A 15700-nucleotide genomic window follows, 5' to 3' on the forward strand; every position below is an offset into this window, starting at 1 on the left:
CCACCGGGCCGGACACCGGCGCCTGCGGCGGCAGCGGGCCGCCCGGCTGCGGCGCGCCGGCCTGGGGCGTCCAGCCGGGCGGCGGGTACCAGCCGGGCTGACCAGGTCGCGGCTGGTACGCGGACGGCGGATAGCCGTTGCCGTACGGGGACGGCTGCGCCGGCACGCCCGGCGACGGCGGGAACGGCCCGAGGCGGGGCGTCTGCTCGGGCGCGCCCGGCCCTGCCGGTCCCGTACCGGAGTCCGGCGACGGCTGCGTCCCGGCGACAGTGGCCCGGCCGGACGCGATGCCGTCCTCGGGGAGGGCGTCAGGCGGCGGGGGCGGTGCCACGGTGGCCCGGCCGGAGGCGGCGCCGCCGGCGGAGAGTGCCTCGGGCGGGGGCGGCGCCACGATGGCGCGGCCGGACGCGTTGCCGTCGGCCTCCGCTGACTCGGACGGCGGAGCCGCTGCCTCGGTGGGGAGCGGGTCCGGCGTGGTGGCGGAGTCCGACCCGGCCCGCTGTGGCGGCTGTGCCCACGGCGAGGTGGCCCGTCCGTTCCCGGTGCCCTCGCCGGCGGTAGCCGTTCCGGCAGTGCCGGAGGTGGGCGTGGTCGCCGGGGCGGGCGCCGCCTGCGTACCGGGCACCGCCGGTGAGCTGGATGCCGCCGGTTCCGGCTGGGCCGGTGACGGGGCGGAGGTCGCCCGGTCGAGCGTGAACGGCAGGTCCATGTCGACCGCGGGCGCCTGGGGCGCCGGGACGTCCGCGGCCGGCGGCGTGGGAGCGTCGGCGGGCGGGAGCGGCCAGGGCACCGACGCCCACGGCGGGATCGTGGCCGCCGCCGCATCGGTCTCCTCCGGCGGCCAGAGCGGCTCGACGTCCCGCTGCGGCACCTGCGGCCGGCCCGGTACGTGGGCCCGGTCGTCGTTCTCGTGCACCACGGTTCCTCCCCATTCCTTCCGCCGAGGATAGGCGGTCCGGCCAGCGCCGCGAGCCGGGTGGGGATCGACCGAGGTCAGCCCGTCCAGACCGCCCAGGCGCCCGGCTCGGTCCACCAGGAGCGCTTACGGCTCAGTTCGCCCTCGACGCCGTCGTCGAGGAACGGCACCTTCTCGTCGCGGGGCACCACCGCCACCGCGCGTCCCCGCGCCCGGCGTACCTCCAGCCGGACCTTCTTCCGGCCCAACGCCGACCGGGTCACCACCGGTACGGCGACGCCCACCGTCACCCGCCCGTCGGCCGGATCCGGGCCGCCCAGCAGGTCCACCTCACCGAGGCGCGCGTACCCGCCCGCGTTGCCGATCGCGCACGCGGTGATCGGCTCCGAGCCGTCGCTGAGCACCGTGCCGTCGACCTCGACCCGGGCCCGCCAGTGCAGCGGACGGCCCGCGTCGTCGGCGGCGCCGAGCAGCGCGCCGTCCAGCGTCACCGAGCCGCCGTCGTTGCGCAGTAGGTCGAGCCGCCGGGCGGTGCCGTCCAGCACCGCGGCGGCCACACCCGCCGGATCCCGGGGCAGCCCGAGCTGCGCGGCCAGGTCCCGCGCCGTCCCGGACCGGGCCGGATCGAGCGGGAGTACGCCGACCGGGGGCAGGTCGGGCACCGTACGGTCTTCGGCGAGGTCCGCGGGACGGCGGCTCGGCGGCGGAGCGTACCGGCGCACCAGCCGGCGCAGGACGGCGCGCAACTGACCGTCACTCGCCGTGGCGACGATCAGCCGGGTCTTGCCGTCGGAGTCCGGCCAGGTGAGGCCGTCGGCGCGCGGCGGGGCGTCGAGGCGGGCCAGCACCTCGTCGATCTCGGCGTCCGACCGCGCGGTCACGGTGGCCACCCGGGCACCCCGGGCGGTCAGCTCGTCCGCGCAGGCCAGCACCGGTACGCGCGGCGTCTCGCAGCGCTCCTCGCCGGTCTCGGCGGCGGTGTCGTCCGCGCCGCCGCAGCAGGCGCCGCCGCTGCCGCAGCCACCACCGGGAGCGTCCCGCTCCGAGCCGAGGGTGAGCAGCACCACGTCGTACACGAAGGAGCCTCCTGCTTCTCGACCAACCCCTGCTGGTCCCGCCGTCACTACTTGTTAGCCTGACACCCCGGGCTCGCTGACCGGTCGCCACCTGGCACCCGAGCCTTCTGGAGGCGAGAAGATGCCAGCGATCGTGCTGCTCGGCGCCCAGTGGGGCGACGAGGGCAAGGGCAAGGTTACCGACCTGCTGGGTGAGCGGGTCGACTACGTCGTGCGCTACTCCGGCGGCAACAACGCAGGCCACACGGTGATCACGCCGGACGGCCAGAAGTACGCGCTGCACCTCATGCCGTCCGGGGCGCTGTCACCGAGCGCGATGATCGTGATCGGCAACGGTGTGGTGGTCGACCCGAAGGTGCTGCTGCAGGAGATCGACGGGCTCGCCGAGCGCGGCGTGGACGTGTCCCGCCTGCGCATCTCCGGCGACGCGCACCTGATCATGCCGCACCACCGGGCGCTGGACCGGGTGGTCGAGCGCTACCTGGGCAGCTCCCGCATCGGCACCACCGGCCGGGGCATCGGCCCCGCGTACGGCGACAAGGTCGCCCGGATGGGCATCCGGCTCCAGGACCTGCTCGACCCGGGCATCCTGCGCAAGAAGCTTGAGCTGGCGCTCCGCGAGAAGAACCAGCTCCTGTTCAAGGTCTACAACCGCAAGGCGATCGACGTCGAGGAGACCGTCGAGGAGTACCTCCAGTACGCCGAGCGGCTGCGCCCGTACATCGCCGAGACCCGGGTGATGCTCTGGGACGCGCTCGACCGCGGCGAGACCGTGCTGCTGGAGGGCGCCCAGGCCACCATGCTCGACATGGACCACGGCACCTACCCGTTCGTCACCTCGTCGAACCCGACGGCCGGTGGGGCGTGCGTGGGCGCGGGCATCCCGCCGACCGCGATCACCAAGGTCATCGCGGTGAGCAAGGCGTACACGACGCGGGTGGGTTCCGGCCCGTTCCCGACCGAGCTGTTCGACGACAACGGGCAGCACCTGCGCAAGGTCGGCCACGAGTACGGCACCACCACCGGCCGGGAGCGCCGCTGCGGCTGGTTCGACGCCGTGGTGGCCCGGTACGCGTGCCGCCTCAACGGCGTCACCGACCTGGTGGTCACGAAGCTGGACGTGCTGACCGGCCTCGCCAAGGTGCCGATCTGCGTGGGGTACGAGATCAACGGTGAGCGTTTCGACGACATGCCGATGACGCAGACCGACTTCCACCACGCCACGCCGATCTACGAAGAGCTCGACGGCTGGTGGGAGGACATCACCAAGGCGCGGACCGAGGACGAGCTCCCGGAGAACGCCCGCCGCTACATCGCGCGCATCGAGGAACTGACCGGCACCCGGGTGAGCGTGGTGGGAGTAGGCCCAGGCCGAGAGGAAAACGTCCTCCGCCACCCCCTCCTCCCCTAACCCCCTCCCACCCCACCCACCCACCCACCCTCCGCCCGCCACCCACCCCCGGGCCCTCCGGCCCCCACTCCGGTGATCAAGGAGTTTGTGTCCAGTTCGGCGTCGGATCCGGACACAAACTCCTTGATCACCGGGGCGGTCGCGGGGCGGGGCGCGGCGGGGTGGAGGCGGGACAGGCTGCGGGAGGGCGGTTGTCCACAGGGTTGTCCACAGGGGTTTCGGCTGTGGGGTGGTGCGGGGGAGCCTGCGCGTGTGGGTGAATTCGACGAGCTGACGCGGCTGGCCGCAACGCAGGGCGGCTTCGTGACGGCGGGCCAGGCTTTGCGCCTGGGCCTCGGCCGGGAGCAGATCAGGTACCTCGTCCGGTCCGGGCGATGGACGCGAGTCTCGCGCGGTTGCTACCTCCCGTCTCCCGCCGGGTCGATGCCGGTGGCACTCCGACGTGCCACGATCAGCGCCACGATCGCGAGCCTCGGGCAGGGCGCGGTCGCCGTGCTGGGTACCGCCGCCGAGCTGCACGGCATCGCCGGCCTTCCGCCGACGCCGGTGATCCACGTGTCGGTGCCGCCGGATCGGCCGCACGTGCAGCGCCGGACGGAACCGGGCCTGACGGTGCACCAGTTGACGCTTGCCGAAGAGGACGTGTGCCGGGCCGGCGGCGTAGCGGTCACCACCCCGGTGCGCACCGTCGCGGACGTGTTGCTGCGGGCTCGGCGCTACCCCGCGGTGTGCGTCCTCGATTCCGCGCTCCACCAGCGCATCCTGGCCGAGAACGACCTGCGCCTGGTGCTCGCGCACCTCACCGGTCGCCGCGGGGCGGTCGCCGCTCGTGGATACCTGGCCGAGGCGGACGGCCGGGCGCAGTCACCGCTGGAGACCCGGGCCCGGCTCCGGTGCGTCGACGGTGGCGTGCCGCCGGACGTCCTGCAACTGCCGGTCCGGGACGAGGACGGCTACCTGCTCGGCATCGGGGACCTGGCATGGCGCGGGGCGCGTCTGATCGCGGAGGCGGACGGCCGGGCCCCGCACCTGACACCCCAAGCCGTCTACGCGGACCGCTTCCGGCAGAACCGCCTGGTCAACGCCGGCTGGCGGATCCTCCGCTTCACGTGGTCCGACACCCTCCGCCCCGACTACATCCCCCAGACGGTGAAACACGCCCTGAAGCGCTGGTGATCAAGGAGTTTGCGGACCTTCACCCCTCAATCTGAGACGCAAACTCCTTGATCGACGGGGTGGGGTGGGGTGGTCAGTAGGATGCCGGTCGTGCGCGTACTTCTTGTGGGTGGTGGTGGGCGGGAGCACGCTCTCGCGCTCGGACTCGCCGGGGATCCGGCTGTCGAGGCGCTGTTCGCGGCTCCGGGGAATCCGGGGATCGCCGCGGTGGCCGAGCTTCGGGAGGTGACACCCACCGACCCGGCGGCAGTGGCGGCCCTCGCCGTCGAGGTCGCGGCCGACCTGGTGGTTATCGGGCCGGAGGCGCCGCTGGTGGCGGGCGTCGCCGACGCGGTACGCGCCAAGGGCATCGCGGTGTTCGGCCCGAGCGCGGAGGCGGCCCGGCTGGAGGGCTCGAAAACGTTCGCCAAGGACGTGATGACCGCCGCCGGTGTGCCGACCGCCCGCGCGTACACCTGCGAGGACGCGGCTGCGGTGGCGCACGCGCTGGACGAGTTCGGCGCGCCGTACGTGGTGAAGGACGACGGGCTGGCCGCCGGCAAGGGCGTGGTGGTCACCGACGACCGTGCGGCCGCCGAACGGCACGCTGCGGAGTGCGGCCGGGTGGTGATCGAGGAGTACCTGTCCGGTCCCGAGGTCTCCCTGTTCGTGGTGACCGACGGCGAGGCGGCGGTGCCGCTGCTGCCGGCGCAGGACTTCAAGCGGGTCGGCGACGGCGACACCGGGCCGAACACGGGCGGCATGGGCGCGTACGCGCCGCTGCCGTGGGCCCCGCCGAACCTGGTCGACGACGTGATGCGCGACGTGGTGCACCCGACGCTGGCGGAGCTGCGCCGCCGGGGCACCCCGTTCGCCGGGCTGCTCTACGTGGGCCTGGCGATCACCCCGTCCGGCCCGCGTGTCATCGAGTTCAACGCGCGTTTCGGCGACCCGGAGACGCAGGTCGTGCTCGCCCTGCTGGAGACACCGCTGGGTGGGCTGCTGCACGCCGCCGCCACCGGCACGCTCGGCGCGCACCCGCCGCTGCGGTGGCGCGACGGTGCGGCCGTGACGGTCGTGGTGGCGGCCGACGGCTATCCGGCGGGCCCGCGTACCGGTGACGTGATCACCGGCGCGGACCGCGCCGGGATCATCCACGCCGGCACCCGCCGGGACGCCGACGGCACGTTGCGGTCCGCCGGCGGCCGGGTCCTCTGCGGTACGGCGACCGGACCGGACCTGGCCGCCGCGCGTGACGCCGCCTACGAGTTGGTACGCGACGTGGAGCTGGCCGGTGCCCACCACCGCACCGACATCGCGGCGGCGGCGGTGGACGGCCGGATCACGATCCCGGGCTGACCGTCCCGCGCCGGCGGCCGGCCATCCGGTTGAGCACGTTCGCCGTGGCCCGCTCGATGCGCGGGTCGCGGTGTCCCTGCCGGTCCAGGGCCAGCGTCCAGCCGAGCGTGCCGCTGGCGAACACCACGGCGCCGCGTGCCGTCTCGTAGACGTGGCTGCTCTGGAGTCGTCGGCCGCCCTGCTGCGCCGGGTACGGCGACGAGCTGAGCGTGGTCCCGGCGGGCCGGGCGAGGGCGGCGTGCAGCCCGTCCGCCTCGCCCGCGACCACGCCCGGGATGCGGTCGCCGTCGGCGACGCCGGTGCCGGACCACACCCAGTGGTCGGCACCGCGCACCACGAGCGGCTGCGGGGTAAGCACGATGCCGTTGTACTGCACGCCGAGCAGCGCCTGTTCCGGCCGGTCGAGGTCGCGCCACGTCACAGTCGGGTCGCCGGTGCCCGCGCCCGGGTCGGGGAGCGTCTTGGCGCACTCGACGACGCGTTCGGGGCGGCCGTCGGCGGCGGGGCGGACGCGGGCGTGCCAGTAGACGCTGTTCGCGCCGAGGAACGCGAGGCTGGTGCCCCCGTCCAGGCCGACCTCGGTGGCGCGGCGCATCTCGGCCGACCAGTACTCGTCGTGCCCGCAGAACACCAGGCCCCGGTACCGCGCCGGGTCGAGTCGCCCGGAGTGCAGGTCGAAGCTGGTGGCGTAGCTGACGTCGTAGAGGTTGCGTTCCAGCCACCGGACCGCTGCCTCGTCGCGGTCGAAGTGGGTGGGCCGGCCCGCGTCGGCGTACGGGCGGTCGAAGGAGACCGCGCGTGCCCGCAGCGCCGGGTCGCGCCGCCCGTCGGTCCGGTAGCCGTTGTAGAGGCTCTTGCCGACGCGCCGATCGCGCGGCCACTGGTTGTACGCCTGCCAGGTGGTCACCGGCAGCACCACGCAGAGCGCGGCCGGGCGCCTGTCGTCGCGCACCACGAACGGCGTGCACGCCCGCCAGCCGTCGGCCGAGGTGAAGACCGCCTGGTAGAGGCCGGAGGTCCAGCCGTGCGGGACGGGCAGGCGCCAGGACACCGGCCACCGGCAGTCGAGCACACCGGTGTCCGGGTCGGCGACCGGCACCGGTTGCGGCTCGCCTCTCAGCTCGGCGCTGGTCAGCATCGTGCGGGCGCCCGCGCCGTCGTACCAGCCGATGCGGTGCACGCTGATCCGGAACCGGCCGCCCGGGTTGACGGCGATGTGGAAATCGATCACCTCGCCGGGGGCGACGCTCGTCGTCGAGGCGTACCCCTGGATCTGACGCCGCCGGTCGTCGGCGGCCCGGCCGCCGTGCTCGGGCCACCACGGCTCACCGGCGGCGCGGTTCTCCCGCTCGACGGGCGGAACCGGCCAGCGGGTGGGTGGGTCGTCGGGCCGGCCGTGGACCGGGTCGAACGAGCCGAGCGCGGCGGCGGACGCGCCTCCGACGAGGAGGCCGAGCGCGGTACGCCGCCGAAACCGGTCCATTGTGGTTCTCCCCGTTCCCCGTCCGGTCGGGAGAGAAGGTAGCACCGGGCGGCCGGGGCTGTCTGTCCGATGTTGATCAATCGAAGTAGCGGCGCAGCTCCCGGGTGAGCACCTTGCCGGTGGCGTTGCGCGGCAGGTACTTGACGAACACCACGTCGCGGGGCACGGAGAAGCGGGCCAGGTAGCGCCGGACGTACTCGCGGACCGCCTCCGGGTCGAGCGTCTCGCCGGCCCGCAGCGCCAGGAACGCGGCCAGCCGCTGACCGTAGTCGGGATCCGGTACGCCGATCACCGCGACCTCGCGAACCTGCGGCAACCGGGCGATCAGATCCTCCACCTCGGAGGGGAAGACGTTCTCGCCACCCGAGACGATCATGTCGTCGGCCCGGCCGTCGACGAAGAGCAGTCCGTCGGCGTTGAGCCGGCCCAGGTCGCCGGTGTCGAGCAGACCGTCGCGGCTCTCCCGGCCGGCGCCCGAGGTGTAGCCCTCGAACAGCATCTCGTTGCCGACGAAGATCCGCCCGACCTCGCCGTCGCGGACCGGCCGGCCGGTCTCGTCCAGGATGGCCAGCCGGGTGCCGTGCGGCGGCCGGCCCGCAGTGGTGGGCGCGGCGCGCAGTTCGGGCGGGCCGGCGATGGAGGCCCAGGAGACCTCGGTCGAGCCGTAGAGGTTGTAGAGCACGTCGCCGTACCGGTCCATGAAGGCGGTCGCCAGGTTGCCGGGCAACGCGGATCCGCTGACCGCCACCACCTTGAGCGGCGGCCGGGGCTGCGGCGGCGCGACCTCCATCAGCCGTTGCAGCATCACCGGTACGGCGAACATCGCGTCGCACCGCTGGTCGACGAGCGCGGCGAGCGTGGCGGCCGGGTCGAAGCGCCGGTGCAGTACGACCGTGGCGCGCAGCGCGAACGAGACCTGGAGCGCGGCGTACCCCCAGGTGTGGAAGATCGGCGCGGCGATCATCACGGTGTTCTTCGCGTGCAGCGGGATTCTGTCGATGATGGACACCAGCGGGCCGAAGCCGTGCGGGGTGGGCCGGCGGGCGCCCTTGGGTGCGCCGGTGGTGCCGGAGGTCAGCACTATGGTGCGGCCGTCGCGCTCCGGCGGCTGGAGCTTCTCCCCGGGTACGGCGGCGGCGATCAGCTCCTCCTGCCCCCGCTCGTCGACCCGGTGCAGCTCGGCCGGGAGGCCGAGGACGCGCTCGGTGAACTCGCCGTCGTGCACCAGGACGCGCAGGCCCTGTTCCTCGGCCACAGTCACCAGTTGCGCGGCGGACAGGCCGGTGTTGACCAGGACGGCGTCCGCGCCGAGCAGCATCGCTGCGACTATCGCCTCGATCAGGCCGTGGTGGTTGCGGCAGAGCACGCCCACCCGGTCGCCGGTCTGCACGCCGAGGTGGGAGCGCAGCGACCGGGCCAGCCGCTCGGAGCGGTCGAGCAGTTCCTGGTACGTCATGGTGGCGCCCTGCTCGTCGACCACAGCGACGCGGCCGGGGTCGCGGGCGGCGGCCTGGCGCAGCTCCCCGGCGAGGCTCCAGCCCCACCGGCGCAGCGCGTTGAGCTGGGAGACCACGCGGATCGGTCCGCCCGGGGCGAGCAGTCCACGTCGGGTCAGCGTGGCGGCGATGAACGGCAGGTCCACGGCGCAACTCCTTCGCGTTCGTGGTTCGTCGACCAGGCTCCGGACGGTCGGGCGTCCGGTTCGGCATGATCTTGTGCCCGATCGCGGTTCGGGTCGGCCCGGGAGCGGCGGCCCGGCCCGCGACGGCACGAGGCGTCACGGGTCGGGCCGCGGCCCGCCGGCGGTCAGCGGATCTGCATCCCGGAGATGGCCCGGGAGATGACCAGCCGCTGGATCTCGGAGGTGCCCTCGAAGATGGTGTAGATCTTGGCGTCCCGGTACCACCGCTCCACCGGGTGGTCGCGCAGGAAGCCGGCGCCGCCGAGGAGCTGGACCGCCTTGTCGGTCACCGAGACGGCCACCTCGCCAGCCTTGAGCTTGGACATCGAGCCCTCACCGGCGGTGAACGGCCGGTTGTTGCGGCCCATCCAGGAGGCGCGCCAGACCAGCAGCCGGGCCGCGTCGATCTCCATCTTCATGTCGGCGAGCGCGAACGCGACCGCCTGGTTGGCGATGATGGGGCGTCCGAACTGGACCCGCTCCTTGGCGTAGTCCAAGGCGTACTCGTAGGCGGCGCGGGCCACGCCGAGCGCCTGCGCGCCGACTGTCGGGCGGGACAGCTCGAACGTCCGCATCGCCGCCTGACCGGAGGCGCGCTGCCCGGACCGGGCACGGGCCAGACGCTCGTCGAGCGCGTCCTTGCCGCCGAGCAGGCAGCGGCCGGGCACCCGGACGTCGTCGAGGAAGACGTCCGCGGTGTGCGAGGCGCGCAGCCCCAGCTTGCGCAGCTTGCGGGTGGCGGTCAGACCGGGAGTGCCAGGGGGTACGACGAACGCGGCCTGGCCGCGCGAGCCCAGCTCCGGCTCGATCGAGGCGGTCACGACGTGCACCCCGGCGATGCCGCCGTTCGTGGCGTACGCCTTCTGGCCGTTGAGCACCCACTCGTCGGTGGCCTCGTCGTAGACGGCGCGGGTACGCATCGAGCCGACGTCGGACCCGGCCTCCGGCTCGCTCGTGCAGAACGCGGCGACGGCCGGGGAGTCGACGTCGCCGAAGCACTGCGGCACCCACTCGACGAGCTGCTCGGGGGTGCCGGCGCCGTAGATCGCGGCGACCGCGAGGGAGGTGCCGAAGATGCTCAGGCCGATGCCGGCGTCACCCCAGAAGAGTTCCTCGCTGGCGATCGGCAGGGAGAGGCCGGTGGGGTCGGCCCAGCAGGTGGCGAGGAACTCGAACCCGTACAGGCCGACCTTCGCGGCCTCCTGGATGATCGGCCAGGGGGTCTCCTCCCGGGCGTCCCACTCGGCCGCGGCCGGGCGCACGACCTCGGCGGCGAAGCCGTGCACCCAGTCGCGAAGGTCCCGCTGTTCCTCGTTCAGGTCGAGCGAGAACTCGGCCATGTCAGGCCTTGGGGATGTCGAACAGGTTGGCGATGTTGGCGGCCAGGCCCAGGTCGCCCTTGGCCTTCAGCTTGCCGGTCATGAACATCATCACCGGGTTGGCGCCACCGGAGACGATCTTCAGGAACTCGACCGGGCCCATGGTGAGGCTCAGCTTCGGGTCGCGGGTCGCGGTCTCCGAGACGGTGCAGGTGCCGTTCTCGATGACGATCTCGTAGGTGTCGGTGCCACCGTCCGGACGGCCGGTGATGTTCCAGTGGATGACCGCGTTCGTGGCACCGGCGCGGTCGGCGCGGAACAGCGTGGGCATCCGGTTGAAGACCTCGCTGAGGATCTTGCCGCGCGAGTCGCCGGACATGATCTCGTTGATCTTGGCGTCCGGCGTGGACTTGACCAGCTGCGCGAATTCCTTCGGGCCGACGTTCGCGAAGTTGGCCGGGTCGAAGTCAGTCATGGGGGATTGCACCTCTCGGGCGGGGCCACTTTGGTTACTCTGGCGTAACCTTACGCACGGGTAGGTATGCTCGCAAGGGTGTCCAGCACGCCGACCTTCAAGCGCCTCCCACGCGCCGTACGCGAGCAGCAGATGCTCGACGCGGCGGTGAAGGTGTTCTCCCGCCGCGGCTTCCACGCCGCCAGCATGGACGAGATCGCCGACGACGCCGGCATCTCCAAGCCGATGGTGTACGCCTACCTCGGCACCAAGGAGGAACTCTTCATCGCCTGCCTGCACCGGGAGAGCACCCGGATGATGGAGGCGATCGCCGGCGCCGCCGCCCCCGACCTGCCCGCCGACGAGCGGCTCTGGCGCGGGCTGCGCGCGTTCTTCGGCTTCGTCGGCGCACACCGCGACGGTTGGGCGGTGCTCTACCGGCAGGCCCGCGGCTCCCAGCCGTTCGCCGCCGAACTCGCCGCCATGCGTGACCGGCTGGTCGAGGTGGTCGCCGGGATGCTCGACCACGCGCTGCGCGCCTCCGGCCGCGAGGTCGGCGCCACCGACCTGGAGGTGGTCGCGTACGGGCTGGTCGGTGCCAGCGAGTCGCTCGCCGACTGGCTGGCCGACCACCCCGAGGCGGACGCGGGGAAGACCGCGACGCGGATGATGAACGTGGCCTGGCTCGGCGCCGACCAGCTCCTGCGCGGCGTCACCTGGCACCCGCCTACGGCGTAAGGAAGGGCCCCTTCTTAACGCCTCCGGCAGAGGAAGGGCCCCTTCCTGACACCTGCGGCGCGCGGTGGCCCCGCGCCCAGCGCACCATCTCCACCACGAGCGTCACCGTCAGGGCCAGCCCCAGACCGAACAGCAGTCCCCGGATCGGGTCCTGCTCGAAGGCGAGCCCGCCGAGGTAGCCGACCGACGCCGAGTAGGTGCCCCAGGTCGCGGCGGCGAGCGCGTCGAAGGCGAGGAACCGCCGCCGGGGAAAGCGGGTCGCGCCCATGGTGAGGGTGACGGCGGTCCGGCCGCCCGGCACGTACCGGGCGACGGTGAGGATGAGCCCGCCGCGCACGGCGATCCCCCGCCGGGCCCGGTCCACAGCGGCCCGCCGACGGCTCTCCCGTGGCAGCCGGTCCAGCAGCCGAGCCCCGCCGTGCCGGCCGATCGCGTAGGAGACGTGGTCGCCGACCAGCGCGCCGAGCGCCGCCACGCCGATCACCAGCGGCAGGTCCGGCTGGCCGGTGGCCGCGAAGACGCCTGCCGTGATGACAGCTGTCTCGCTCGGTACGACGGGGAAGAACCCGTCCACCACGGCAATGGCGAACAACGCCAGATAGACCCAGGGCGACGAGATCGTGTCGTGGAGCAGTTCGAGAGCGGCATCCATGGCGTCGATGCTGGTCCGGCCGGGCGCCGACGGAATCTGCCGTCGGTCGGCCCGGAGGGTGCACTTTCGTCGTGCCGTACCCCGAGGTGGTCTCGGGGTCGGCACCCAACCCTCCCCGAGCCCGGTGCCGTCGCGGGCCCGCCGGGCCTAGGCTCGTCGGGTGACCGCCTGGGCGGGCGCCGTCCGGCGCGTCGAACCGTACCTGCCGGTGCTGCTGGCCGGGACGGTGGCCGCCGCCACCTGGGCCTCGGCGACCGGCGGGCTCGGCGTGCGCTCGCCGCTGCCGCCCGCGGTGATCCTCCTGCTCGCGCTCGCCACCGGTGCCTCGGTGCTCTCGTCACGTCGCTGGGTGCTGCCCGCCGCGGCCGCCGTGTGCTGGCTGGTCCTGGCCGCCTGGGCGGCCGTCGTGGTCACGTCCTGGCGGGCCGGCACCGGACTGCGGGGGCGGCAGCTCGCCGCGTACCTGCTCGGGACGCTCCCGGTCATGCTCACGGGAATGGCGGTCGGCAGCGCGGTGGGTGGCGAACGCCGCATGGTCATGGCGACCCCCGGAAACGCGGTGGTGTTCTACGCCTGGCTGGTGATCGCTCCGGCGATCGTCGGGCTCTGGATCCGGGCCCGCCGGGACGCCCTGGCGGCCCTGCGGGACCGGGCCGAGCGGCTGGAGCGCGAGCAGGAGGCGCAGGCCGACCGGGTACGGGCCGAGGAACGGGCCAGGATCGCGCGGGAGATGCACGACGTCGTGGCGCACCGGGTCTCGCTCATGGTGGTGCATGCGGGTGCGCTTGAGGTGACCACCGCCGATCCCGCCACGGTCGAGACGGCCGCGTTGATCCGGTCCACGGGCCGGGCCGCCCTGACCGACCTGCGGGAGGTGCTCGGCGTGCTGCGTCAGGAACGGCCGCTCCCGGCGCCGGGCTGGCACACGGTCGACGATCTGGTCCGCGAGTCGCGCGCGGCCGGACTGCGGGTGAGCCGGTCGGACGAGGGAACGCCCGGGCCGGTGCCGGACGCCGTGGCCCGGACCGTGCACCGGGTGGTGCAGGAAGGGCTGACGAACGTGCGGAAACACGCCCCGGACGCGGCGGTCGACGTACGCCTGCGGCACCTGGCCGACGGGGTCGAGGTCACCATCCGCAACGACCGGTCCGACCGTCGCGATCCGGTGCTTCCGGGTGCCGGGCTCGGCCTGGTCGGCCTGCGCGAACGGGTCGAGCTGACGGGTGGGCGGCTCACGGCGGGGCCGATCCCCGGCGGGGGCTTCCTGCTGCGTGCGCTGGTCCCGGCCGGGGAGACGTCGTGATCCGCGTCGTGCTCGCGGACGACGAGCAGCTCATCCGAGCCGGGCTCCGGTTGATCCTGGAGGCCGCGCCGGACATCACCGTGGTCGGCGAGGCCGCGGACGGGGCCGAGGCGCTGGCCGCCACCGTACGGTTGCGCCCCGACGTGGTGCTGCTCGACGTCCGCATGCCCGGCGTCGACGGGCTGGCCGCCGCCCCGGGGATCGTGGCCGCCGGACCGAAGGTGGTCATGCTGACCACCTTCGACCTGGACGAGTACGTGCACGAGGCGCTCCGGGCCGGAGCGGTCGGTTTCCTCCTCAAGGACACGCCGCCCCGGGACCTCGCCGCCGCCGTACGGACCGTCGCCGCCGGGAACGCCATGCTCGCGCCGACGGTGACCCGGCGACTGATCAGTTCCTTCGCCGAGCGCGGTCCGGCCCGCCGGGAGGCCGCCCGGCAGCGGCTGTCCCGGCTGACCGAGCGGGAGGCGGCGATCGTCCGCGAGGTGGCCCGGGGGGACGGGAACGCCGAGGTGGGCCGCCGGGTCGGCGCCAGCGAGGCGACCGTGAAGACGCACGTCAGCCGTGCGCTGGCCAAGCTCGGCCTGGCCAACCGGGTGCAACTCGCCATCCTCGTGCACGACGCCGACCTGCTGGACTGACGGCCCCGGAACCGCGCCGGATCCGGCCGCGGCGGGGTCAGCGGCGGGCGGCCCGGGTCCGAGCTCTGCGCCGGCCCCAGCGGACGGCCTCGAACAGGCCGGTGACCGCCAGCGAGATGGCGACGCCGGCGAGCAGCCCGGACAGCGGGTTGTGCTCGAACGCCAGCCCGCCGAAGTAGCCGAGCAGCGCGCAGTAGACCCCCCAGGTGGTGCACGCCAGGCCGTCGTACAGCAGGAACATCCGCGCCGGGTAGCGGACCGCGCCCATGGTCAGCGTGACCGCGGTGCGGCCGCCGGGGACGTACCGGGCGGTGGTCAGGATCATCCCGCCGCGCCTGTCGACCGCCCGGCGGGCCCACTCGGAACTGGCCCGCCGCCTGCTGTCCGCCGGGAAGCGGGCCAGCCGGTGCGCGCCGCCGCCGCGCCCGATCGCGTACGAGACGTGGTCGCCGACGAGCGCGCCGAACGCGGCGGTCAGGATCACCAGCACCAGGTTCGGTTCGCCGCCGGCCGCGAAGACCCCGGCGGTGATCACCACCGTCTCGCCGGGGACCGCCGGGAAGAACGCGTCGACGGCGGTGACCGCGATGATCACCAGATACACCCACGGCGACGTCACCGTGTGGTGCAGCAGGTCGAGCACGTCCCCCATGCACCCATGCTCGGTGGTGCGGTGTTAAGCAGGGGCCCTTCCCATGCAAAAGGCGTCAACAAGGGACCCTTCCTTCTCCTCGGCCGTGGGCCCGCGCGACGTGAGCACCACCGGCGCGCCCAGCGCCTCCGAGACGGCCGCCGGCCAGTCGGCCGGTGACTCGCCGAGCACCGGCCGGGCCCGCAGCAGCCGCTGCGTGAGCGCCGCCTGCCGGTCCAGGTCACCGGCCGGGCCGGGGACGAGCCGGCCCAGGCCCTCGTACCGGCGGCAGATCCGCAGGTCGGGACCGGCCAGGTCGAGGTGGGTGAGCGCCAGCCCGTCCACCCCACCGGCGACCTCCAGCGCGTACCGGTGGGCGACCGCGTCGAAGTGCCCGAACCGGAACCGCCCCTGCCAGGGGTTCGTCCCGTTGTGGCGGTCGGTGAACGGCAGCGCCGCGTCCTCGGTGACCAGCGGCCCGGGACCGTGCCGGGTGGTGGTGGTCCGCAGCACACCGAGCCGCTGCGCGGTACCGGCCATCCCCGCCTCGGCGAGCAGCGTCTCGGCGTTGGCGAACGTCGTGGTGCTCCACGTCGTGTACGGGTGGAAGCCGTGCCACTCGTCCAGCAGCACCCCCTGGGCGCCCTCGAAGACGCAGGTGCCCTCGCGCAGCGCCGATGCCAGCCAGGTCCGGTCGACGATCGCGACCCGGCGCGCGAAGGCCGCGTACGCGGGCAGGCAGTCCTCCACCGGCGGCGCGTCGAGCGGGCCCAGCTCGGCGGTGAGCCGGTCCCGTAGCGCGGTCAGCCGCCGGCGCAGCACCGCCGGGCGGCGGCAGTCCGCCACCCGGGGTGCCTCGTCGGGGGGGGGGGGGGGGGGGG

General features: G+C 74.0%; 14 protein-coding genes and 1 pseudogene. 6 read left to right on the forward strand and 9 right to left on the reverse strand.

Translation table 11 applies throughout. The features are described from left to right. Both AC2CHG_RS22830 and AC2CHG_RS22835 read right to left on the reverse strand, forming a co-directional pair. A pseudogene (locus tag AC2CHG_RS22830) lies at positions 1–919 on the reverse strand (chromosome partitioning protein); the annotation flags it as partial. Between the two features lie 74 nt (positions 920–993). Continuing rightward, positions 994–1992, reverse strand: a complete 999-nt coding sequence (locus tag AC2CHG_RS22835; RefSeq protein WP_484525530.1) for a diacylglycerol kinase family protein — start codon at positions 1990–1992, stop codon at positions 994–996. 121 nt (positions 1993–2113) lie between these two features. Here AC2CHG_RS22835 and AC2CHG_RS22840 point away from each other — a divergent pair, with 121 nt between their 5' ends. From AC2CHG_RS22840 to purD, 3 genes are all read left to right on the forward strand, one after another. Continuing rightward, positions 2114–3403, forward strand: a complete 1290-nt coding sequence (locus tag AC2CHG_RS22840; RefSeq protein ID WP_013473426.1) for an adenylosuccinate synthase — start codon at positions 2114–2116, stop codon at positions 3401–3403. A 252-nt stretch (positions 3404–3655) separates the two neighbouring features. After that, the gene (locus AC2CHG_RS22845) at positions 3656–4579 is read left to right on the forward strand and encodes a type IV toxin-antitoxin system AbiEi family antitoxin domain-containing protein (RefSeq protein ID WP_484525531.1); all 924 of its coding nucleotides are present in this window, start codon (positions 3656–3658) and stop codon (positions 4577–4579) included. Positions 4580–4669: 90 nt separating this feature from the next. Next, positions 4670–5917 carry a phosphoribosylamine--glycine ligase gene (purD, locus tag AC2CHG_RS22850; protein WP_484525532.1) on the forward strand — a complete coding sequence of 416 codons (1248 nt, stop codon included), beginning with the start codon at positions 4670–4672 and terminating at the stop codon, positions 5915–5917. Here purD and AC2CHG_RS22855 read toward each other — a convergent pair. The 4 genes from AC2CHG_RS22855 to AC2CHG_RS22870 all read right to left on the reverse strand — a co-directional run bounded on the left by AC2CHG_RS22855 (position 5901) and on the right by AC2CHG_RS22870 (position 10875). After that, a complete protein-coding gene (locus AC2CHG_RS22855; RefSeq protein ID WP_484525533.1) occupies positions 5901–7400 on the reverse strand; it encodes a N,N-dimethylformamidase beta subunit family domain-containing protein in 1500 nt (499 codons plus the stop codon). The two genes, purD and AC2CHG_RS22855, sit on opposite strands and share 17 nt — an antisense overlap. Positions 7401–7476: 76 nt before the next feature. Then, positions 7477–9042, reverse strand: coding sequence for an AMP-binding protein (locus tag AC2CHG_RS22860; RefSeq protein WP_262012781.1), 1566 nt, complete (start codon positions 9040–9042; stop codon positions 7477–7479). A 164-nt stretch (positions 9043–9206) separates the two neighbouring features. Next, entirely contained in the window at positions 9207–10421 is a 1215-nt protein-coding gene (locus tag AC2CHG_RS22865; RefSeq protein WP_355512265.1) for an acyl-CoA dehydrogenase family protein, read from the reverse strand. Position 10422: 1 nt separating this feature from the next. Then, complete coding sequence (locus tag AC2CHG_RS22870) at positions 10423–10875, reverse strand: SCP2 sterol-binding domain-containing protein (protein ID WP_262012779.1); 453 nt, start codon at positions 10873–10875, stop codon at positions 10423–10425. Positions 10876–10953: 78 nt separating this feature from the next. On the opposite strand from AC2CHG_RS22870, the gene AC2CHG_RS22875 reads away from it, so the two are divergent. After that, entirely contained in the window at positions 10954–11592 is a 639-nt protein-coding gene (locus tag AC2CHG_RS22875; protein ID WP_262012778.1) for a TetR/AcrR family transcriptional regulator, read from the forward strand. Here AC2CHG_RS22875 and AC2CHG_RS22880 read toward each other — a convergent pair. After that, positions 11582–12244 carry a DedA family protein gene (locus AC2CHG_RS22880; protein ID WP_484525534.1) on the reverse strand — a complete coding sequence of 221 codons (663 nt, stop codon included), beginning with the start codon at positions 12242–12244 and terminating at the stop codon, positions 11582–11584. The two genes, AC2CHG_RS22875 and AC2CHG_RS22880, sit on opposite strands and share 11 nt — an antisense overlap. A 160-nt stretch (positions 12245–12404) precedes the next feature. Between AC2CHG_RS22880 and AC2CHG_RS22885 the strand changes: the two genes are divergently transcribed. Together AC2CHG_RS22885 and AC2CHG_RS22890 are read left to right on the forward strand one after the other, a co-directional pair. After that, entirely contained in the window at positions 12405–13547 is a 1143-nt protein-coding gene (locus tag AC2CHG_RS22885) for a sensor histidine kinase (protein ID WP_484525535.1), read from the forward strand. Next, positions 13544–14188, forward strand: a complete 645-nt coding sequence (locus tag AC2CHG_RS22890; RefSeq protein ID WP_262012775.1) for a response regulator — start codon at positions 13544–13546, stop codon at positions 14186–14188. Before AC2CHG_RS22885 ends, AC2CHG_RS22890 begins: the two co-directional genes overlap by 4 nt. A gap of 37 nt (positions 14189–14225) precedes the next feature. Here AC2CHG_RS22890 and AC2CHG_RS22895 read toward each other — a convergent pair whose 3' ends face one another. Then, positions 14226–14840, reverse strand: coding sequence for a DedA family protein (locus AC2CHG_RS22895; protein ID WP_484525536.1), 615 nt, complete (start codon positions 14838–14840; stop codon positions 14226–14228). 24 nt (positions 14841–14864) lie between these two features. Then, the coding region (locus AC2CHG_RS22900) for an adenylosuccinate synthetase (RefSeq protein WP_484525537.1) at positions 14865–15700 on the reverse strand (836 nt) is incomplete at its 5' end.

Source organism: Micromonospora sp. ATLC20 (assembly GCF_057196585.1).